Source organism: Citrobacter sp. Cpo148, assembly GCF_030332375.1.
In the GTDB taxonomy this organism is placed as follows: Bacteria; Pseudomonadota; Gammaproteobacteria; order Enterobacterales; family Enterobacteriaceae; genus Citrobacter; species Citrobacter portucalensis.
In genome coordinates, this window is record NZ_JAOWHY010000043.1 from 87751 (window position 1) to 108240 (window position 20490).

General features: G+C 54.6%; 19 protein-coding genes. 10 read left to right on the forward strand and 9 right to left on the reverse strand.

Translation table 11 applies throughout. The features are described from left to right. The first annotated feature begins 84 nt into the window (after window positions 1–84). The gene (selD, locus tag OGY10_RS10335; RefSeq protein WP_003832497.1) at window positions 85–1128 is read left to right on the forward strand and encodes a selenide, water dikinase SelD; all 1044 of its coding nucleotides are present in this window, start codon (window positions 85–87) and stop codon (window positions 1126–1128) included. Window positions 1129–1132: 4 nt separating this feature from the next. After that, a complete protein-coding gene (topB, locus tag OGY10_RS10340; RefSeq protein WP_032934436.1) occupies window positions 1133–3079 on the forward strand; it encodes a DNA topoisomerase III in 1947 nt (648 codons plus the stop codon). Between the two features lie 88 nt (window positions 3080–3167). Here topB and gdhA read toward each other — a convergent pair whose 3' ends face one another. Continuing rightward, complete coding sequence (gene gdhA, locus OGY10_RS10345; RefSeq protein ID WP_003832501.1) at window positions 3168–4511, reverse strand: NADP-specific glutamate dehydrogenase; 1344 nt, start codon at window positions 4509–4511, stop codon at window positions 3168–3170. 252 nt (window positions 4512–4763) lie between these two features. Here gdhA and OGY10_RS10350 point away from each other — a divergent pair, with 252 nt between their 5' ends. Continuing rightward, entirely contained in the window at window positions 4764–5024 is a 261-nt protein-coding gene (locus tag OGY10_RS10350) for a YnjH family protein (RefSeq protein ID WP_171846094.1), read from the forward strand. Here the strand turns inward: OGY10_RS10350 and OGY10_RS10355 are convergent. Then, entirely contained in the window at window positions 4984–5397 is a 414-nt protein-coding gene (locus OGY10_RS10355; RefSeq protein WP_008784542.1) for a pyrimidine (deoxy)nucleoside triphosphate diphosphatase, read from the reverse strand. The genes OGY10_RS10350 and OGY10_RS10355 overlap by 41 nt on opposite strands. Before the next feature lie 79 nt (window positions 5398–5476). Between OGY10_RS10355 and OGY10_RS10360 the strand changes: the two genes are divergently transcribed. After that, a complete protein-coding gene (locus OGY10_RS10360) occupies window positions 5477–6046 on the forward strand; it encodes a carboxymuconolactone decarboxylase family protein (protein WP_191226107.1) in 570 nt (189 codons plus the stop codon). After that, window positions 6039–6662, forward strand: coding sequence for a CDP-alcohol phosphatidyltransferase family protein (locus OGY10_RS10365; protein ID WP_286576731.1), 624 nt, complete (start codon window positions 6039–6041; stop codon window positions 6660–6662). Before OGY10_RS10360 ends, OGY10_RS10365 begins: the two co-directional genes overlap by 8 nt. A 100-nt stretch (window positions 6663–6762) precedes the next feature. Here OGY10_RS10365 and OGY10_RS10370 read toward each other — a convergent pair whose 3' ends face one another. From OGY10_RS10370 to xthA, 7 genes are all read right to left on the reverse strand, one after another. Beyond that, window positions 6763–8070: a sulfurtransferase gene (locus OGY10_RS10370; protein WP_191226106.1), complete on the reverse strand. Its 1308-nt coding sequence runs from the start codon at window positions 8068–8070 to the stop codon at window positions 6763–6765. 88 nt (window positions 8071–8158) lie between these two features. Then, window positions 8159–8791 (reverse strand): ATP-binding cassette domain-containing protein, encoded by a 633-nt coding sequence (locus OGY10_RS10375; protein ID WP_191226105.1) that lies wholly within the window; start codon window positions 8789–8791, stop codon window positions 8159–8161. Then, window positions 8791–10326, reverse strand: coding sequence for an ABC transporter permease family protein (locus OGY10_RS10380; protein ID WP_191226104.1), 1536 nt, complete (start codon window positions 10324–10326; stop codon window positions 8791–8793). Before OGY10_RS10380 ends, OGY10_RS10375 begins: the two co-directional genes overlap by 1 nt. Then, complete coding sequence (locus OGY10_RS10385) at window positions 10299–11468, reverse strand: ABC transporter substrate-binding protein (protein WP_191226103.1); 1170 nt, start codon at window positions 11466–11468, stop codon at window positions 10299–10301. Before OGY10_RS10385 ends, OGY10_RS10380 begins: the two co-directional genes overlap by 28 nt. A gap of 13 nt (window positions 11469–11481) precedes the next feature. After that, window positions 11482–12210 (reverse strand): TVP38/TMEM64 family protein, encoded by a 729-nt coding sequence (locus tag OGY10_RS10390; RefSeq protein WP_191226102.1) that lies wholly within the window; start codon window positions 12208–12210, stop codon window positions 11482–11484. Then, window positions 12207–12863, reverse strand: a complete 657-nt coding sequence (locus OGY10_RS10395) for a TVP38/TMEM64 family protein (RefSeq protein ID WP_168978432.1) — start codon at window positions 12861–12863, stop codon at window positions 12207–12209. The genes OGY10_RS10390 and OGY10_RS10395 overlap by 4 nt, the downstream gene beginning before the upstream one ends. 223 nt (window positions 12864–13086) lie before the next feature. Beyond that, window positions 13087–13893: an exodeoxyribonuclease III gene (xthA, locus tag OGY10_RS10400; protein WP_003030642.1), complete on the reverse strand. Its 807-nt coding sequence runs from the start codon at window positions 13891–13893 to the stop codon at window positions 13087–13089. A gap of 444 nt (window positions 13894–14337) precedes the next feature. Here xthA and astC point away from each other — a divergent pair, with 444 nt between their 5' ends. Genes astC through astE form a run of 5 tightly spaced genes read left to right on the forward strand, consistent with a single transcriptional unit; the run spans window position 14338 to window position 20362 of the window. Further along, complete coding sequence (gene astC, locus OGY10_RS10405) at window positions 14338–15558, forward strand: succinylornithine/acetylornithine transaminase (protein ID WP_048235516.1); 1221 nt, start codon at window positions 14338–14340, stop codon at window positions 15556–15558. Continuing rightward, window positions 15555–16589: an arginine N-succinyltransferase gene (astA, locus tag OGY10_RS10410; protein WP_060682309.1), complete on the forward strand. Its 1035-nt coding sequence runs from the start codon at window positions 15555–15557 to the stop codon at window positions 16587–16589. Before astC ends, astA begins: the two co-directional genes overlap by 4 nt. Beyond that, the gene (gene astD, locus OGY10_RS10415; protein ID WP_191226101.1) at window positions 16586–18064 is read left to right on the forward strand and encodes a succinylglutamate-semialdehyde dehydrogenase; all 1479 of its coding nucleotides are present in this window, start codon (window positions 16586–16588) and stop codon (window positions 18062–18064) included. Before astA ends, astD begins: the two co-directional genes overlap by 4 nt. Continuing rightward, window positions 18061–19404, forward strand: coding sequence for an N-succinylarginine dihydrolase (gene astB, locus OGY10_RS10420; protein WP_008784556.1), 1344 nt, complete (start codon window positions 18061–18063; stop codon window positions 19402–19404). Before astD ends, astB begins: the two co-directional genes overlap by 4 nt. Continuing rightward, window positions 19397–20362 carry a succinylglutamate desuccinylase gene (gene astE / locus OGY10_RS10425; RefSeq protein ID WP_191226100.1) on the forward strand — a complete coding sequence of 322 codons (966 nt, stop codon included), beginning with the start codon at window positions 19397–19399 and terminating at the stop codon, window positions 20360–20362. The genes astB and astE overlap by 8 nt, the downstream gene beginning before the upstream one ends. Window positions 20363–20490: the final 128 nt, after the last annotated feature.

Here is a 20490-nt window from a genome sequence, read left to right on the forward strand (position 1 = left end):
AAGACACCCGAATTCAGACAGTCACTCTTACCACATCAAGGAATGAGCGCTACCATATCCGGATTGCAATGACAGGAGATGTCCATGAGCGAGCAAGCTATTCGTTTAACGCAATACAGCCACGGAGCCGGTTGCGGTTGTAAAATTTCCCCAAAAGTGCTGGAAACCATCCTGCACAGCGAGCAGGCGAAGTTTGTTGATCCGAACTTACTGGTGGGTAATGAAACCCGCGACGACGCGGCCGTATACGATCTTGGAAACGGCACCAGCGTTATCAGCACCACCGATTTCTTTATGCCGATTGTCGATAATCCGTTTGATTTTGGACGCATCGCCGCGACTAACGCCATCAGCGATATTTTCGCCATGGGCGGCAAACCGATTATGGCAATTGCTATTCTGGGCTGGCCGCTGGATAAACTGGCACCGGAAATCGCCCGCGAAGTCACCGAAGGCGGACGCTTTGCCTGCCGTCAGGCGGGTATTGCGCTGGCGGGCGGCCACTCTATCGATGCCCCAGAGCCTATCTTTGGCCTTGCGGTAACCGGCGTTGTGCCGACCGAACGCGTGAAGAAAAACAGTACCGCTGAAGCAGGGTGTAAGTTGTTCCTGACCAAGCCGCTGGGCATTGGTGTTCTGACAACCGCAGAGAAAAAATCCCTGCTGAAGGAAGAACATAAAGGACTGGCGACAGAAGTGATGTGCCGGATGAACATTGCTGGTGCGGCATTCGCCGATATTGACGGCGTGAAAGCCATGACCGATGTTACCGGTTTTGGTCTGCTGGGGCATCTGAGTGAGATGTGTCAGGGCGCAGGCGTTCAGGCGCAGATCGTCTACCAGGATATTCCTAAGCTGCCTGGCGTTGAAGAATACATCGCGCAGGGCGCGGTGCCGGGTGGTACCCAACGTAACTTTGCCAGCTACGGACACCTGATGGGTGAAATGCCGCAATCGGTACGCGATCTGCTGTGCGATCCGCAAACTTCAGGTGGCCTACTGCTGGCGGTAACGCCGGAAGCTGAAGCCGAAGTGAAAGCGGCAGCGGCGCAGTTCGGTATCGATCTCACCGCCATTGGTGAGTTAGTGGAAGCTCGTGGCGGTCGCGCCATGGTTGAGATTCGTTAACTCGATGCGGTTGTTTATTGCCGAAAAACCAAGTCTGGCACGTGCTATCGCCGATGTGCTGCCGAAGCCGCATCGCAAAGGCGATGGTTTTATTGAATGCGGAAATGGACAAGTGGTGACCTGGTGTATTGGTCACCTGCTTGAACAGGCGCAGCCGGATGCCTACGACAGTCGTTACGCTCGCTGGAGTCTGGTCGATCTGCCGATTGTCCCGGAAAAGTGGCAACTGCAACCGCGCCCCTCGGTGACCAAACAGCTCAACGTCATTAAGCGCTTTTTGCATGAAGCCAGCGAAGTTATTCACGCCGGTGACCCCGATCGTGAAGGGCAACTGCTGGTGGATGAAGTGCTGGATTACCTGCAACTGGCACCTGAAAAGCGCCAGAAGGTGCAGCGTTGCCTGATTAACGACCTCAACCCGCAGGCCGTTGAGCGGGCTATTGAGCGGCTGCGCGCCAACAGTGAGTTTATCCCGCTGTGCGTGTCGGCACTGGCGCGAGCGCGTGCGGACTGGTTGTACGGTATCAATATGACGCGCGCTTACACCATTCTTGGACGTAACGCGGGCTATCAGGGCGTACTTTCGGTCGGGCGCGTACAAACGCCGGTGCTCGGGCTGGTTGTGCGTCGCGATGAAGAGATAGAGAACTTCGTCGCCAAAGACTTCTTCGAAGTGAAAGCGCATATCGTAACGCCCGCCGATGAGCGGTTTACCGCTATCTGGCAGCCGAGCGAAGCGTGTGAGCCGTATCAGGATGAAGAAGGGCGCTTGCTGAATCGCACGCTGGCTGAACACGTGGTGAACCGCATTAACGGCCAACCGGCGATAGTCACCAGCTATAACGATAAACGGGAATCAGAATCCGCGCCGTTGCCGTTCTCGCTGTCTGCGTTGCAGATTGAAGCGGCGAAGCGCTTCGGTTTAAGTGCGCAAAACGTTCTGGATATCTGCCAGAAGCTGTATGAAACTCATAAGTTGATTACCTATCCGCGTTCGGATAGCCGTTATCTGCCGGAAGAACACTTTGCCGGACGTCACGCGGTACTGAACGCGATTAGCGTCCATGCGCCGGATCTGCTCCCGCAGCCGGCGGTCAATCCCGATACGCGAAATCGCTGTTGGGACGACAAAAAAGTGGATGCGCACCACGCCATCATTCCTACCGCGCGCAGTTCGTCCATCAATCTGAATGACAACGAAGCGAAAATTTACAACCTGATTGCCCGTCAGTATCTGATGCAATTTTGCGCAGATGCGGTATTCAGGAAATGCGTCATTGAGCTGGACATCGCCAAAGGCAAGTTTGTCGCCAAAGCGCGTTTTCTGGCGGAAGCCGGATGGCGCACGCTGCTCGGCAACAAAGAGCGCGACGAAGATAATGACGGGACGCCGCTGCCGGTGGTGGCAAAAGATGACGAACTGCTGTGCGAAAAAGGCGAAGTAGTCGAACGTCAGACCCAGCCCCCGCGGCACTTTACTGATGCAACTCTGCTGTCAGCAATGACCGGGATTGCGCGATTCGTACAGGATAAAGATCTGAAAAAGATCCTGCGCGCAACGGATGGTTTAGGTACGGAAGCGACGCGCGCCGGAATTATCGAGCTGCTGTTTAAGCGCGGGTTCCTGGTGAAAAAAGGACGTTATATCCATTCGACTGACGCGGGAAAAGCGCTGTTCCACTCGCTGCCAGAAATGGCGACGCGCCCGGACATGACCGCGCACTGGGAATCTATCCTGACCCAAATCAGCGAAAAGCAGTGTCGCTATCAGGATTTCATGCAGCCGCTGGTGGGGACGCTGTATCAGCTTATCGATCAGGCGCGCAGCACACCGGTACGACGCTTTCGTGGAATTGCTGCACCTGGCGGTAGTGGTAGCGATAAGAAAAAAAGCGCGCCGCGTAAACGTCCGGCGAAAAAAAGCCCGCCATCTGAAGAGGCGGGTCTGTAAGTTTGTAGGCCTGATAAGCATAGCGCATCAGGCTTAGCCGGATGCGGCACCCTTGCCTAATCCGGCCTACTGGCCTGCAGAGACAATGTTAAATCACGCCCTGACCCAGCATCGCGTCGGCAACCTTCACGAAGCCCGCGATGTTGGCGCCACGTACGTAGTTGGTCTGCTTGCTTTCGCCGCCGTATTCAACGCAGGCATGGTGAATATCCAGCATGATGTGGTGCAGGCGCGCATCCACTTTCTCCGCTTTCCAGCCCAGACGAGCGGCGTTTTGCGCCATTTCCAGACCGGATGTCGCTACGCCACCGGCGTTTGCGGCTTTACCCGGTGCGAACAGTACGCCCGCTTCGAGGAACAGATCGGTGGCCTCGATAGTAGTCGGCATGTTTGCCCCTTCGGCGACAGCTTTCACGCCGTTGGCGATCAGTACGCGCGCTGCATCGACATCCAGTTCATTCTGAGTGGCGCACGGCAGGGCGATATCGACCGGAACCGACCACGGCTGTTTGCCTTCCAGATAGGTCAGGCCAAACTCACGGGCGTAATCCGCCACGCGACCGTCACGGCTGTCTTTGATCGCGCACAGACGCGCCAGTTTTTCTTTGGTAAATCCGCTTTCGTCAACTACGGTACCACTGGAATCGGAGGCGGTAACTACTCGCGCGCCAAACTCCATGGCTTTCTCTATGGCGAATTGCGCTACGTTGCCGGAGCCAGAAACCGCCACGCGCATGCCTTCAAAGCCCAGACCATGGCGTTTGAGCATTGCTTCGGTGAAATACACCAGACCGTAGCCGGTGGCTTCCGGGCGGATCAGGCTGCCGCCAAAAGAGAGACCTTTACCGGTAAAGACGCAGGCGCTGTTGTTGGACAGTTTTTTCATCATTCCGGCCATAAAGCCGACTTCACGACCACCCACGCCGATATCGCCCGCCGGGACGTCGGTATCAGGACCTAAATGGCGGAACAGTTCGGTCATCAGTGCCTGGCAGAAACGCATGATTTCGCCTTCGCTTTTACCTTTCGGATCGAAATCGCTCCCGCCTTTACCACCGCCCATTGGCAGCGTGGTGAGGGCGTTCTTAAAGGTCTGCTCGAAACCCAGGAATTTCAGGATAGACAGGTTCACGGAAGGGTGAAAACGCATACCGCCTTTGTACGGGCCAATGGCAGAGCTAAACTGTACGCGCCACGCGCGGTTGACCTGCACCTGATTGCGATCGTCCAGCCAAACTACGCGGAACTGGATCACGCGCTCCGGTTCAACCAGACGTTCCAGCAACGACATCTGACGATAACGCGGGTTCTGCTCAAGAAAGGGCCACAGCGTCGTCATTACCTCACGAACGGCTTGCGCGAACTCGGTTTGATTCGGGTCGCGCTTTTGCACATGGTTGAGAAATGACTCCAGAGAACATGTCTGATCCATAGATATAAGAACCTCTTATGTATTGATATGGTTATATTTTTGATATTTATGTTATGTGTTGTGCAGTTTTTGACTATACCATCAGCAGTGTGACGTGACGCAAGAAAAAATTAACCCCGCTAAGTAAATTAATATTGCGCCGTGGGTCATAACCAAAAGCGATGATGGAAGGGACTAAAGTTTCTGCCGATTTATACCGTTATACTGAGCATAAATGTCAGTTAAAAAGGAAAGACAATGCGCCGTTTAATCATGGCAGGAGCGTTGGTACTGGTGTCCTGCGCGACGCTGGCAAATCAGCTTTATCGCCCGGATGTGCAGGTGAATGTACCGCCGGAAGTGTTCAGTTCCAGCGGTCAGCGGGCTCAGCCCTGTAGCCAGTGCTGTATTTATCAGGATCAAAACTACTCTGAAGGGGCGGTGATTAAAGCCGATGGCGTTCTGTTGCAGTGCCAGCGCGATGATAAAACGATCAGCACGAATCCGCTGGTCTGGCGGCGTGTAAAAGGATAAACGCCTCTAACAACGGGATATCGGCGGGTGCCAGCGGATAACGCAGCGCCTCTTCGGGTGAGCACCAGACGATATCCTGATGTTCATGCGCTCTAAGTTCCCCTTGATACGAAGGCACATGCCAGGCATGCAGGTGAATCAATCGGCCTGAAACCTCGCGCTGATGACTGGCAATGTAGCGCCCCACGACTGCCTCAATACCCAACTCTTCACGCAGTTCGCGGATCAGCGCCTCGGGCTGACTTTCGCCCGGCTCAACCTTACCGCCGGCAAACTCCCACATGCCTGACTGATCCGCATGCAGCGGACGCTGAGCCAGTAAAATTTTGCCATCACGTTCAATGATAGCGGCGACCACGTCGAGGGTTTTCATCATATTCATCAAGATCTAACAGCAGAAAATGACATACTATCGTTATCTTTGTTTTATCTAAAGTATTCAGGAGCCACCGTTGAACGAACCTCAGTCGTGGGTAAAGCCGTTAACGCGTATCCCTTCCAGTTTAAAACCGCTCGTTGCCACGCAGAAAAAACATTATGGCGATGTGCTGCATCCAACGCGCTGGTGGGGGCGGATGCCGTTTCTGTTCTGGCTGGTGGCGCTGTTTGTCGGGTTTCTGGAGCGTAAAAAGGCGCGCTTAACGCCGGTGATGCGCGCGCTGTTGATGACCCGCGTTTCTCAGGTCTGCCACTGCGCTTTCTGTATTGATGCGAATAGTTTACGGCTGGCAGAACGCTGTGGCGCGCTGGATAAAGTCATGCAGGTTGCCAACTGGCAAGATTCGACGCTGTTTAGCGCTGAAGAATGCGTAGCGCTGGCCTATGCCGATGCGGTTACCGCAACGCCTCCACAGGTTGACGATGCGCTGAAAGTGCAGATGAAGCAGCATTTTACCGATGATGCCATTACGGAAATGACCGCGCTGATTGCGTTTCAAAATCTCTCGGCGCGTTTTAATGCCGCTCTCGATATTCCCTCGCAGGGACTGTGCGACAGTTTTAAAGGACGCCCGCATGCTTGACCGCCATCTTCATCCACGATTAAAACCGCTGTTGCATCGGTGCGTAGGTATTATTGATAAACCGGCGATTACCCAGGACGGACTTACGCTGGTCGGATTTGCCATTGGCGTGCTGGCGTTGCCATTTCTGGCGTTAGGCTGGTATCTGGCGGCGCTGGTGGCCATTGTGCTCAATCGGTTGTTTGACGGGCTGGATGGGGCGCTGGCGCGGCGCAGAGGACTATCCGACGCGGGCGGATTTCTCGATATTTCGCTCGATTTTTTGTTTTACGCCCTTGTGCCGTTTGGTTTTATTCTTGCCGCTCCGGCGCAGAATGCGCTGGCAGGCAGTTGGCTGTTGTTCGCGTTCATTGGCACCGGTAGCAGCTTTCTGGCCTTCGCCGCACTGGCAGCGAAACATCAGATTGATAACCCCGGTTACGCGCATAAATCGTTTTATTATCTTGGCGGGCTGACCGAAGGAACTGAGACAATTTTGCTGTTTGTGTTGGGGTGTCTGTTCCCGGACTATTTTGCCGTGCTGGCGTGGGTCTTTGGCGCGCTGTGCTGGATGACAACGTTCACCCGGATCTGGAGCGGATATCTGACGCTGAAAACCGTTCAGCGTCAGGCGTAAGGTAATGCGTTGCCGGATGCGCTTCGCTTATCCGGCCTACAACGATGATATATCCAGGCTGGGTAAAGCGTTCTCGCCGCATCCGGCAATAATGCCAGTCTTACTTGCTGGCGTCCGGACCCCGTTCACCGCTGGCGACCGGGTTTTTCGGATCGCTGCTCCACTCGTACCAGCCACCATCGTAAACAGAGACGTTTTTCCAGCCCATCGCGCGGGCATACATAAACGTTTCTGAAGCGCGCCAGCCGGTACCGCAATAGAAAGAGACCTGTTGATTCGGCAGGATATTCCATTGCTTCCACATGGCGGCGATGTCATCCGCGCTGCGCATGGTGCCATCAGGGTTATGGAAATCTTCCATATGGGTAGAGTCGCTGCCCGCGTGGCCCCAACGCGCGCCTGCGATCTCACCTTTTGGCTTAATGTAGCTGTAGCCGCTGGTAGTACCGACAAATTCTGGCCATGAACGAATACTCACCAAAGACGCATCCTGGCGATGCAGCAGACCGCGAGCCTGTTCCGTATCGAGCATCAGCTGCGGCTGGGCAGGGATTTTCACGCCGAAATCAGGCTCTGGTTTCACCGTTGGCGGAGTGCCGCGTTCGACCGGTAAACCTGAGTCGGACCAGGTTTGCCAACCGCCGTCGAGCAGACGAACGTCTTTCACGCCTGCGTACAACATAATTTGTGCCACGCGTGCGGCGGCATAGACATCGCGGCCGTATAAAATTACCGTGGTGTCGTGGCGGATACCGTGTTTCGCCAGCATCGCTTTAAGCTGCTCGTCGGAAACTTTATTCCACAGCGGTTCGCTTTCAACTTCATTGGTATCAATGTAACCCGCGCCGGGGATGTGGCTGAGCAGATACAGCTTCGGCGCGCCCCAGGCGGCTTCAATCACTTTCCAGTCACCCGCTGGTTTGGCAGTCACGTCTTTACCCTGCTGAAGATTGTGCAGCCACTGTGGGTAAACCAACTGTTCGAAGTGCGGCAGACGTTGCAGACGCGCAGGATCTGTCAGCGCATCGCTGAGGGTTGAAATCTGGTTAAAGCCAACTTTTTGCAGACGGGATTTAACGGCCTGCATGTCGTTATCACTGCCATATAGCGCCACCGGAGCGTCGGTCTTAAGTTGATGTGACTTAACCCAGGCGCTGAGTTGTTCATCATTCATCTTGTCGAGCCAGGCGGCAGACAGGTTCAGTGCGGAAGGTTCGTGTCCTGAAGGACCATTGAGCGATTGTGGCCAGCCGTTGTAAAAAGCGCTCTGACGGGTATCGATCGCCGCGCCTTGCTTTTGCTGTAACTGGTTGAGGGTGAGCGTCTGTGCTGTTTCAGCAGCCCAGGAAGAAGCGCAAGCGAGCCCTAAAGCCAGTGCCAGCGCGGTCATTTGAGAAACACGTTTCATCGAATAGCCCGACGTTGAAAAAAAGAAGACGACATTCTGTGCCGCCAGTTACGTAAAAACCTTGCGTTAACGCAGCATATCGCCACATTCACGCCCAGTTTTCCATCTGAAATACGCGGCCTGCAGGCGGGACATCCTGCGCATCATGCGTGACTTGTACCACCGGGATCCCCAGCTTACGCACCTCGGTGAAGACCCATTGGCGAAAGTTATCGCGTAGCGACGCATCCAGCCTGCTAAAGGGTTCATCAAGTAACAGCGCCTGGGGCTGAGCCAGTAGTGCGCGGAGTAGGGCGACACGCGAGCGTTGTCCGCCGGAGAGTGACGCCGGATCGCGCGAATAAAAACCTGCCAGGTCAGCGCGTGCGAGAGCGCATTCAATCTCATGGCGTCTGGCGGGACCTTGCAGGCTGGCGGGTAAGGCCAGCAGTAAATTCTGCCCAACGCTGAAATGGTCAAACAGCAGCGCATCCTGGAACAAAATGCCAATCTGGCGCTGCGCGGTAGGTAACGTATCGATGCGTCGTTCATTAAGCCACAGTTCGCCTGAGGCCTGAAACTGGGGAGACAACGCCCCGATCATCCATGAAAACAGCGAAGATTTCCCGCTGCCGGAAGGTCCCATAATAGTGACGATGTCACTTTTGTTAACCTGAAAATTAACGTCTTTCACCAGCGCTTTCGCGCCCTGGTACAACGAAACGCCTCGTACAGTAAGCATTAGCGGAGTCCTTGTCGAAAGCGGCCGATCCACGCGGCGAGAAAGGCTGCAAGTGCGAAAACGAGCAGTGGTAAAAGCAGCTGCCACAACGCTTGTGTTGCCAGAATCGCACTGCTACCGCCGCTGCTTAATGCCACCGCTTCGGTGGTTAATGTGGGATAGCGTCCGGCACCTAGCCACAGCGTTGGCATATACTGGACGATACTGACCGAGAAGCCAACCGCGAAGGCAATCAATGCCGGGCGCGCCAGCTGTGGGCATTTCACCAGCCAGAATATCCGCCCCCGCGTCCAGCCCAGGGTTTGTGCAATCAAAATTAATCGTGGGTCAATGCGCTGCCACGCCGGTTTAAGCACAAATAGCATCCAGGGCATCACCCACAGCAGATGGCCCCAGATAATGGTCGTCATCAGTCCATCTTGTTCGGCATATAACGCCAGCAGGTATTGTCCGGTTACCAGCGGTAGCGCAGGCAAAATGAGCGGTAGCCAGACCCAGCGGTGTCCGGTTTGTGGACCCCATTCCAGCCAGGCAAAAAGTATCAGAAGCGCCAGCACGCTGGAAAGGAGCCCCAGTTGCAGGCTGTTGCTGAGCGCCTCGCTGTTTAGCGAGGAATAGCTGGCGATAAGCGCCAGTACCAGCGCGCATACCACACCGCTGACGTGCAAAATCTGTACCAGCGGGCGTGCGACTGTCATAGATGAAAAATGCTGGCGTTCACCGTTTACTGCCGGAATAGTATGTCGCCAGGCACGCCAGAGCAGATAACCCACCAGCGCGATAACAAGGAGCAACAGCACCAGCAACAGACTGGCAAGTGCGCCTTTCGCCTGCTGTTCGACGTCGCCCTGACTGAGCCACTGCCAGCTCAATACGGCAAGCGTTGGCGGATTGCCGGGGCCAAGAACGATTGCCACATCAACAACGGAGAGCGACCAGGCGACAATCGCCAGCATAGCTTTGCCTAATGCCGGGCCAATAGCGGGCAGTACCAGCCAGTTCAGGCATTGCAGTCGGCTGTAACCCAGCGAATCCAATACGATAACCTGCTGCGAAAGTTGTTTTTCACTCAGTAGAGCCGAGAGTATCCATAACAAAAAAGCGCTCTCTTTCACCGCCAGCGTTACGCCAAGTCCAATACCGTAGCGGTCCGGCTGGGGACTGAGGAACGGGAGCCATTGCCAAAGCATACCGCCTTCGGCAAAAACCAACAGCACGCTGGTGGCGAAGGCAACGTGCGGGATCGCCAGCAGCCACGGAAGACGGGTGCACAGCCGCGCCCAGCCTGCGCCGGGCCATAAAGTGAGGATCGCCAGCAGCGCGATGATCAGCGCGCCGCCAGCCGCGAGGCCTACGGAAACCAGCGTTGCCAGTAACGCCTGCGGGAGTTGAGGATCGGCAAAGAGCGCCAGCCAGTGCGCGGTACTAAGCGCTGGTGTTACCAGAGACCATGCCGCTGGCACCAACGGCAGATAAACTGCCGCCATGCTGGCCCAGAGTAGCAGAATTAATGCGTACCGTAGCGGCGTAGCCATTCTTGTTCCAGAGCGTTTACCCAGGCTGCATGCGGTTCTGGCAACACGGCAGGGAGCCCCTGTGGGATCCGCGCCAGCAGCGCATCACGCTGTTCGTCAGGCAATTTTTGTGGATCAAGCACCGAAGGATCTCCCCAGACAGCCGGGTCAGCTTTGCGCAGTTGCGCTTCAGGAGAAAGCAGGAAGTTTGCCACGACTTTTGCTCCGGCACTGGCGTGGGCATTCGCCGGAATGGCAACAAAGTGCACGTTGCCGAGCATGCCCTGTGAGAAACCAAAACTGTAGCTGCTTTTAGGCAACTCGCCGCTGGCTACTTTTTGCTGCGCGTGGGCAGGGTTAAAGGTCAATGATAAACGCAGGGTACCGCTATTGAGCAGTGAATCCATTCGTGCTGGCGTGGGCGGAAAATCTTTGCCTTCACGCCAAAGTACAGGATGCAAGGTATCAAGATACTGCCACAATGGCGCGGTAACTTCGGCGAATGTCGCCGCATCTGGCGCAACTTTCAATGCCTGTGGTTTGGTGGTGAGCGAAATTAGCAACTGTTCAAGGAAAGCCGTTCCGGTAAAGTCTGGCGGGCGTGGATAGGTCACCGTGCCAGGGTGCGCCTGCGCAAATTCAAGAAGTGCCTGCGGAGATAACGGCGGCTGCGCGGTGAGATCGCGCCGGGCAATAAAGGTGAGTTGGGCACCGCCCCACGGTGATTCAGCCCCCTCTGTTGGAACGGAGAAATCTTCGGTCACCGGTTTTTGTGTATCAACATAGCGCCAGTTAGGCAGCGTTTGCGCCCACTGGGTTTGCAGCAGCCCGGCTTCTTTTAGCGTACGGAAGTTTTCGCCGTTAACCCACAGTAAATCGACAGAGCCGCCGGTTTTTCGCCCGGATGCCGCTTCCGTCTGGATGCGTTTTACGGCATCGGCGGCGTCTGCCAGGCGCACGATTTTCAGGTTAATGTCGTAGTGCGTTTTCATCTCGCCGCTAACCCAGTCGAGATACTGGTTAACTGCATTGTCGCCACCCCAGGCGTTGAACCACACCGTTTGACCACGGGCGTCATTTTTGATTTGTTGCCAGCTGGCGTCCTGGGCAAACGTCGCCAGCGGGCAGAGCAACAAACTCAGACACAATAAGCAGTAACGCATAATATCTCCATGGCTAAAAATGGGGGAAGGTCTCAGCTTTTTTCCGTTGGCGATCAACATAAAGGCTTCTCGCCACCGATATCACCACGCTTAGGGCAAACAGGACAAACAGACCCGTCACAAACCAAAATGTGCCGCCAGTTAACAGGCTTCCCGCCCATGAGTAGACGATAGTGGCGGGTAACTGTCCGATGCCGGTGGCGATGAAAAAATGGCGAAAACGAATTGAGGTCAGGCCTGCCGCGTAGCTTACCGGGTCGAACGGCACAAAAGGTAACAGGCGGCAGACCAGAATAGTGTGCTTACCATAGCGCTCGAAAAAAGCGTCCATATTGTTCAGCACCGTTTTTCCGGTCAGCTTTTCCACCGCACCGCGACCTAAAATGCGGGCAATAAAAAAGCACAGCGCCGCACCTGCCATTGCGCTGCTCCAGGATAGTACGCCGCCCCAAAATGCGCCAAACAGCGAGGCATTGGCAAACGTGATCACAAACGCAGGAAGCGGTGCAACGATGGCCTGTAAGATCATCAGGAAGAACGACACCACTGCCGCCTGGGTTCCATAAGAACGAATAAAGTTCTCAAGAGCATGCTGATCGAGTGTGGTAAATGCTGCCAGGCTGCCGTGGAGAAAATCACTCACGCCAGGTATCCATGCCCATGCCATTAGCCCGAGCAGTAGCAGAGCAATCAAACCCGCCCGGTAATAGCGAGTCAGCCGCGCTTTATTCCGTTTTATCATTTACCCGTACACTCATGGTTGGCTGACGGATCGATATGCTTATATCGGGCCCAGGCTTTGGCTGCCTGAACGAGGGTGAATAACGCCAGCCCTGCCACGCTGAGCTTACCGATGAATACCAGGGTAATGCCTTCGCTGGCGAGTTCATGCGACATCAGCGTATAGATAAAGATGCCGGGTAAGGTGGTAAGTGCCGATATTACGGTAAATGACCAGAACGGAATGGCCGTCAGCCCATAGGCGTAATTTTGAATATTATAGGGGAACAGCGGCACGAGCCGGGTCAGGATTAGAAAGTCTACTCCGCTATGGGCAATGCCTTTTTCGATAGCCTGAAACGTTGCCGTGTGCCCAACGTATTTCAGTAGTAGATCCCGTCCAAGCCATCGAGCCAGCAAAAACGACAGCGCCGAGGCCACGGTTGCTGCCACTAACGAGATAAGCGTCCCAGCCACGGGGCCAAACAGCACACCGCCGACGATCACCAGGATGCTGCCTGGGATCAGACACAGCGCAGCAACAATAAACAGCAGGATATAAAGCGTATAGCCGAACATACCGCTTTGGCGGATGACGTCTTGTAAATGATGGAAATTGGTTATCAGGTCGGTCAGACCATAATGATGGAAAACTCCCGCCAGAACGCAGAACAGGACCGCGACAATCAGCAGCCGGTATTCTGCTTTATGCGAACTTCTTTTTCATGGGGGTTCTCCTGTAAAACCGAGTGCAATGGAGCATTTTCGTCAGCGAAAAGCGCGCGCGAAGATATAATAAATTCCCGGCCGTAACAATGTATTACCGTCACTTTATTGATTTTGCACAGAATAAACAGACTCTCCAGGCCGGGCCTGGAGAGTAAAAAGACGCAGAAGGTCAGACGCGGAATTTAGCCCATACAGGCGCATGGTCGGACGGTTTTTCCATGCTGCGAATTTCATAGTCGATGCCGGTTTCTTCGCAGCGTTCCGCCAATGGGTTGCTCGCCAGCAGCAGGTCGATACGCAGGCCGCGGTTATCGTCAAAGCCTTTTGAGCGATAGTCGAACCACGAGAACTGGTCATTCTTTTCAGGATTTGCGTGACGGTAAGTATCCACCAGACCCCAGCCCAGCAGGCGTTCCATCCACTCACGCTCCTCCGGCAGGAAGGAACATTTACCGGTACGCAGCCAGCGTTTACGGTTTTCTTCGCCAATTCCGATATCGAGATCGGTTGGGCTAATATTCATATCGCCCATGATCAATACCGGATTGTCGCGTTTCAGCTCTGTCTCCAGATAGTTTTGCAGGTTCTGATAAAACGCGGCTTTGGCCGGGAATTTGGTTTCATGGTCACGGCTTTCGCCCTGCGGGAAATAGCCGTTGATCACCGTGATGCTGCCCAGAGGGGACGGAATTTCTGCCATGATGATCCGACGCTGCGCTTCTTCGTCATCGCCCGGGAAGCCACGACGTACCGCAATTGGCGTTTCTTTCGTTAACAGCGCCACGCCGTAATGACCTTTCTGGCCGTGATAAAAGACGTTGTAACCGAGCTTTGCTACCTCTTCGAGAGGGAACATATCGTCGTGGACTTTTGTCTCCTGTAAGCCAATAACATCCGGTTGGTGTTTTTCGACAATGGCTGCCAGTTGATGGGGACGGGCACGCAGGCCGTTGATATTAAAAGAGACAAATTTCATAGTCGCTGCCACTTTGCAAGATGAATAGTGCAAGGATGGTAGCAGAATTTCTGCAGCCTGACTGCTTCTTGTCACCTGATTCCAACAATGATTGCTAATGGTGTTAACGATGGAGCAAAAACTGCACCGTTTTGGCGCGAAGCGCGTCGGAATGGGGCAATAATTTCCGAAAAATTTCGTATACGATCACAATTCCAGAATTATATTTGGCGACTGAATAAAACTGCGTTTTTTCCTCTGTTTAGTCGCCTGATGCGCAAACATATTCACTTTATATGCACATGTAGTGAATATCGCTACGTTGTAACCTGTTGATATTCCGTCATCGACCTCCGTTTATGCACTTTTTTCGCTGGCTGGCACGAACCCTGCAATCTACATTTACACCGCAAACACTATATTTATTAACATATAAATAACCTTTTATTTACCGTTGAGGTCGCTATGTCTCTGTCAATTACGCGTGAAAATTTTGATGAATGGATGATGCCCGTATACGCTCCGGCCCCTTTTATTCCAGTGCGGGGTGAAGGTTCACGTCTGTGGGATCAGCAGGGTAAAGAGTATATCGATTTCGCGGGAGGCATTGCGGTTAACGCGCTGGGTCACGCCCACCCGGCATTGCGCGAGGCATTAAACGACCAGGCGAGCAAATTTTGGCATACGGGAAATGGCTACACCAACGAGCCGGTACTGCGTCTGGCGAAAAAGCTGATTGACGCCACCTTCGCCGAGCGCATTTTCTTCTGTAACTCCGGTGCAGAAGCCAACGAAGCGGCACTAAAACTGGCGCGTAAATATGCCCACGATCGTTTTGGCAGCCAGAAGAGCGGGATTGTAGCGTTTAAAAATGCTTTCCATGGCCGCACGCTGTTTACCGTCAGCGCCGGAGGACAGCCTGCCTATTCACAGGATTTCGCGCCGCTGCCGCCGGATATCCGTCATGCCGTATACAACGATCTCGATTCTGCCAGCCAACTGATTGATGACACCACCTGTGCGGTTATCGTGGAGCCTGTGCAGGGTGAAGGCGGTGTGGTACCGGCAACAAAAGCCTTTTTACAGGGGCTACGTGAGTTATGCGATCGCCATAATGCGCTGCTGATTTTTGATGAAGTTCAGACCGGTGTTGGCCGTACCGGGGAGCTGTATGCCTATATGCACTACGCCGTGACGCCGGATCTGCTGACGACAGCAAAAGCGCTGGGCGGTGGTTTCCCCATCGGCGCACTGCTGGCGACAGAGCGTTGCGCCAGTGTGATGACGGTTGGTACACACGGTACAACGTACGGCGGAAACCCGCTGGCGACGGCGGTGGCAGGTAAATTGCTGGAAATTGTGAATACACCGGAAGTGCTCAACGGAGTAAAACAGCGCCACGACTGGTTTGTGGAGCGTATAAACGCCATTAACGAACGTTTTGGACTGTTTAGTGAAATTCGTGGACTCGGACTGCTGATCGGCTGCGTGCTGAACGCGGAATTTGCCGGGAAAGCGAAACTCATCTCGCAAGAAGCGGCTGTTGCCGGGGTGATGGTACTGATCGCTGGCGCTAACGTGGTGCGTTTTGCGCCAGCGCTCAACGTCAGCGAAGAAGAAGTCGCCACCGGACTGGATCGCTTTGCGCTGGCCTGCGAACGCATTAAAGCAGGAGGTTCATCATGATGGTGATTCGTCCCATTGAACGCGCGGATATCACCGCGTTGATGCAGCTTGCCAGTAAGACCGGCGGCGGGTTGACCTCGCTACCGGCGAATGAAGCTACGCTGATGGCGCGTATCGAACGTTCACTCCAAACCTGGCGCGGTGAGTTGCCAAAAAGTGAGCAGGGATATGTGTTTGTGCTTGAAGACAGTACCAGCGGAACCGTGGCCGGGATTTGCGCCATTGAGGTGGCGGTAGGGCTTAACGATCCCTGGTACAACTACCGGGTTGGTACCCTGGTCCACGCCTCGAAAGAACTGAATGTCTATAACGCGCTGCCGACGCTGTTTCTGAGTAACGATCACACGGGTAGCAGCGAGCTTTGCACTCTGTTTCTCGATCCGGACTGGCGAAAAGAAGGCAACGGCTATTTGCTGTCAAAATCGCGCTTTATGTTTATGGCGGCTTTTCGCGACCGATTTAATGAGAAAGTCGTGGCCGAAATGCGCGGCGTGATTGATGAGCACGGTTACTCGCCGTTCTGGCAAAGCCTTGGTAAACGCTTTTTCTCAATGGAGTTCAGCCGGGCGGATTTTCTCTGCGGGACAGGGCAGAAAGCCTTTATTGCTGAACTGATGCCCAAGCATCCTATTTATACCCATTTTCTGTCTGATGAAGCGCAAGGCGTGATTGGTCAGGTGCATCCGCAAACTGCCCCAGCGCGGGCGGTGCTGGAGAAAGAAGGATTTCGCTACCGCAACTATGTCGATATTTTCGACGGTGGGCCAACGCTGGAATGCGATATCGACCGGGTTCGGGCTATTCGTAAAAGCAGGCTGGTGGAAGTGGCGGAAGGTCAGCCAGCAACCGGTGATTATCCGGCCTGTCTGGTTGCCAATGAAAACTATCAAAACTTCCGCGTCATGCTGGTTCGCGCAGACCCGGATACCCAACGTCTGGTACTGACGGCGGCGCAACTGGATGCCCTGAAATGCCACGCGGGCGACCATGTACGTTTTGTACGTCTTTGTGCAGAGGAGAAAACAGCATGACACTATGGATAAACGGTGACTGGGTGACGGGGCTGGGCGAGCGTCGGGTGAAAAGCAACCCGGTAAGCGGTGATGTGCTGTGGCACGGTAATGATGCAGATGCAATGCAGGTGACGCAAGCGTGCCTGGCCGCACGCGCGGCCTTTGCCGGTTGGGCTAAACAGCCTTTCAGCGCACGCCAGACTATTGTTGAAAAGTTTGCTTTATTGCTGGAAAGCAATAAAGCCGAGCTAACTCAGATTATCGCCAAGGAAACCGGAAAACCTCATTGGGAAGCCGCGACTGAACTGACGGCGATGATCAATAAAATCGCCATCTCCGTCAAAGCTTATCATGCCCGTACCGGTGAGCAGCACAGCGAACTACCGGATGGTGCGGCAACGTTGCGCCATCGCCCACACGGCGTGCTGGCGGTTTTTGGTCCGTATAACTTCCCCGGTCATTTACCCAATGGTCATATTGTTCCGGCATTGCTGGCAGGCAATACGTTGATTTTCAAACCCAGCGAGTTGACGCCGTGGACCGGTGAAGCAGTAACAAAACTGTGGGAGCAGGCGGGGTTGCCGCCGGGTGTGCTGAATCTGGTGCAGGGCGGACGTGAAACGGGGCAGGCGCTGAGTGCGCTGGAAGACCTCGATGGCCTGCTGTTTACCGGCAGTGCGAATACCGGTTATCAGCTGCATAAGCAGTTATCCGGCCAGCCGGAAAAAATCCTTGCCCTGGAGATGGGGGGCAACAACCCGCTGATTATTGAGAATCCGGAAGATATTGATGCCGCAGTGCATCTGACCATTCAGTCCGCATTTGTCACCGCCGGACAGCGCTGTACCTGTGCCCGCCGCCTGCTCGTAAAAAAAGGCGCGCAGGGTGATGCGTTCCTGAAGCGTCTGGTGGAGGTTAGTCAGCGTTTAATGCCCGGCAACTGGGATGCACAACCGCAGCCATTTATGGGTGGACTAATTTCCGAACAGGCAGCGCAACACGTCTATGATGCCTGGCAGCGTCTGGCGTCGTTGGGTGGCCGTACGCTGTTAGCGCCACGTCTGTTAAATGCCGGAACGTCACTGTTGACCCCTGGAATCATCGAACTGACCGGGGCGGGGAACGTACCTGATGAAGAGGTTTTCGGTCCGCTGCTCGGCGTCTGGCGTTATGACAGCTTTGATGATGCGATTCGTATGGCGAACAATACCCGCTTTGGACTGTCGTGTGGGTTAGTTTCGCCCGATCGCGGCCAGTTTGAACAGCTACTGTTGGAGGCGCGGGCAGGGATCGTCAACTGGAATAAGCCGTTAACCGGCGCTGCCAGTACCGCACCGTTTGGCGGTGTAGGCGCTTCCGGGAACCATCGCGCCAGCGCGTGGTATGCCGCAGATTATTGCGCCTGGCCGATGGCAAGTCTGGAATCCCCGGCCTTAACGCTGCCAACGGCGCTTAGCCCGGGACTGGATTTTTCTCGCGAGGATAAGCTATGAAAGCCCGTGAGGTAAATTTTGATGGTTTGGTGGGGCTAACTCACCACTATGCTGGATTGTCATTTGGTAATGAGGCCTCAACCAAACATCGATTTCAGGTGTCGAACCCGCGTCTGGCGGCAAAGCAAGGTCTGCTAAAGATGAAAGCACTGGCGGATGCAGGATTTCCTCAGGCGGTGATCCCGCCCCACGAGCGGCCTTATATTCCGGTTCTGCGTCAGTTGGGTTTTAGCGGCAGTGACGAACAGGTGCTGGAGAAAGTGTCGCGTCAGGCGCCTCACTGGCTCTCCAGTGCCAGCTCCGCATCGCCTATGTGGGTAGCGAATGCGGCGACGGTTTGCCCTTCGGCAGACTCGCTGGACGGGAAAGTGCATCTAACGGTGGCGAATCTGAATAATAAGTTCCACCGTTCACTGGAAGCGCCTACTACCGAAGCATTGTTACGGGCGATTTTCCGTGATGAGAATAGCTTTGCGGTCCACGGTGCGTTACCCCAGGTTGCGCTTTTTGGCGATGAAGGGGCGGCAAACCATAACCGCCTCGGTGGCGATTACGGTGACCCCGGCGTACAGCTGTTTGTTTACGGTCGTGAAGAAGGCAATGCATCCCAACCGAAGCGCTATCCGGCAAGGCAATCCCGTGAGGCCAGCGAGGCGGTCGCGCGACTGAATCAGGTCAACCCACATCAGCGCATTTTTGCTCAGCAAAACCCGGACGTTATCGATCTTGGCGTGTTCCATAACGATGTGATTGCGGTATCGAATCGCCAGGTGCTGTTTTGTCATCAGCAGGCGTTTGTCAGACAGCAGGCATTGTTAGAGCAGTTGCGCAGTCAGGTGGCAGGTTTTACCCCGCTGGAAGTCCCGACAGCGGAAGTGTCGGTGCAGGATGCCGTGACCACTTATCTGTTTAACAGTCAGTTGCTGAGTCGTAGTGACGGTTCGATGATGCTGGTCCTGCCGCAGGAGTGTCGGGAGCATGCTGGCGTGTGGCGGTATTTGAACCGGCTTCTCGAGGAAGACAATCCGATCGATGACCTGCGGGTATTCGATCTGCGTGAAAGTATGTCCAACGGCGGTGGTCCGGCATGCTTGCGCCTGAGAGTGGTGCTCACTCCGCAGGAACAGCAGGCGGTGAATCCGGCGGTTATCATGAACGACACGCTGTTTAACACGTTGAATAACTGGGTTGACCGTTACTATCGCGATCGTCTTACCGCTGCCGACCTTGCCGACCCACAGCTGTTGCGCGAGGGGCGTGAAGCGCTGGATACGCTGACGCAATTGCTCAACCTCGGCTCAGTGTATCCTTTCCAGCAGGAGGGGATGCACCATGGATAACTTTCTGGCGATCACGCTCGCAGGCGCCACTCCAGAGAAAACGCAAGGAACCACTCATGGTTTTGACTGGCAGTGGATCGGTCACGGAATTCTGGAACTGACGCCGCTTGCACCCGTTGAACATTCACTGGTGCTGTCTGCGGGGATCCATGGCAATGAAACCGCGCCGGTAGAGATACTCGATTCATTGCTTTCCAGTCTGTTTAGCGGCGAGCTGACACTGACATGGCGGCTGCTGGTGATTCTGGGAAACCCGCAGGCGCTGGCTGCGGGAAAACGATATTGTCATAGCGACCTGAATCGTATGTTTGGCGGCCGGTGGCAGATTTTTACCGCGAGTAAAGAAACGCACCGAGCCCACGAGCTTGAGCTGTGTCTTGAAGATTTTTATTCGCGCGCAAAGGAGCCTGTGCGCTGGCATTTGGATCTGCACACCGCGATCCGCGGTTCACAGCATCTGCGCTTTGGCGTATTGCCACAACGCAACGTTGCCTGGGACGAGGATTTTCTTGAATGGCTGGGGGATGCGGGACTGGAAGCGCTGGTTTTCCATCAGACGCCTGGCGGCACGTTCACCCATTTTAGCGGGGAACATTTTGGTGCGTTGGCCTGTACGTTGGAACTGGGTAAAGCGCTGCCGTTTGGACAAAACGACCTCACCCAGTTTGCACAAACGGCAGACGCACTGGAGAAACTGCTGCGGGGTGAACGAGGGGCGACGAGAGAAATATCCCCGCTGCGTTATCGCGTGGTGTCGCAAATCACGCGTCGTAGCAATGATTTTATTCTCCACATGGATAACCAGACGCTAAACTTTACCCCCTTTAAAGAAGGCACCTTGCTGGCGCAGGACGGAGATGAACGTTTTATCGTCACCCATGATGTTGAATACGTTCTCTTTCCCAACCCTAACGTGGCCTGTGGTTTACGTGCCGGATTGATGCTCGAAAAGTTGTGATCAATATATTCGCCCTGCAGGATTATCCTTTAGGGCTTATTTTTGCGTGCTGTTTTTATTTATTACGGATTATTCCTGGTGAATTGCTTTCTTAATAAACAGGGTTCAGGTATAGTTCTTCATAATCC

Bases quoted from the DNA above. Each gene is read 5' to 3' on its own strand.
- OGY10_RS10350 (WP_171846094.1), top strand. From the start codon at position 4,764: ATGGCAGGAGCGTTGGTACTGGTGTCCTGCGCGACGCTGGCAAATCAG.
- OGY10_RS10385 (WP_191226103.1), bottom strand. From the start codon at position 11,468: ATGCGTTACTGCTTATTGTGTCTGAGTTTGTTGCTCTGCCCGCTGGCG.
- astD (WP_191226101.1), top strand. From the start codon at position 16,586: ATGACACTATGGATAAACGGTGACTGGGTGACGGGGCTGGGCGAGCGT.
- OGY10_RS10390 (WP_191226102.1), bottom strand. From the start codon at position 12,210: ATGATAAAACGGAATAAAGCGCGGCTGACTCGCTATTACCGGGCGGGT.
- OGY10_RS10375 (WP_191226105.1), bottom strand. From the start codon at position 8,791: ATGCTTACTGTACGAGGCGTTTCGTTGTACCAGGGCGCGAAAGCGCTG.
- astC (WP_048235516.1), top strand. From the start codon at position 14,338: ATGTCTCTGTCAATTACGCGTGAAAATTTTGATGAATGGATGATGCCC.
- astE (WP_191226100.1), top strand. From the start codon at position 19,397: ATGGATAACTTTCTGGCGATCACGCTCGCAGGCGCCACTCCAGAGAAA.
- OGY10_RS10355 (WP_008784542.1), bottom strand. From the start codon at position 5,397: ATGAAAACCCTCGACGTGGTCGCCGCTATCATTGAACGTGATGGCAAA.
- astB (WP_008784556.1), top strand. From the start codon at position 18,061: ATGAAAGCCCGTGAGGTAAATTTTGATGGTTTGGTGGGGCTAACTCAC.
- astA (WP_060682309.1), top strand. From the start codon at position 15,555: ATGATGGTGATTCGTCCCATTGAACGCGCGGATATCACCGCGTTGATG.
- OGY10_RS10365 (WP_286576731.1), top strand. From the start codon at position 6,039: ATGCTTGACCGCCATCTTCATCCACGATTAAAACCGCTGTTGCATCGG.
- topB (WP_032934436.1), top strand. From the start codon at position 1,133: ATGCGGTTGTTTATTGCCGAAAAACCAAGTCTGGCACGTGCTATCGCC.
- OGY10_RS10370 (WP_191226106.1), bottom strand. From the start codon at position 8,070: ATGAAACGTGTTTCTCAAATGACCGCGCTGGCACTGGCTTTAGGGCTC.
- selD (WP_003832497.1), top strand. From the start codon at position 85: ATGAGCGAGCAAGCTATTCGTTTAACGCAATACAGCCACGGAGCCGGT.
- xthA (WP_003030642.1), bottom strand. From the start codon at position 13,893: ATGAAATTTGTCTCTTTTAATATCAACGGCCTGCGTGCCCGTCCCCAT.
- OGY10_RS10380 (WP_191226104.1), bottom strand. From the start codon at position 10,326: ATGGCTACGCCGCTACGGTACGCATTAATTCTGCTACTCTGGGCCAGC.
- gdhA (WP_003832501.1), bottom strand. From the start codon at position 4,511: ATGGATCAGACATGTTCTCTGGAGTCATTTCTCAACCATGTGCAAAAG.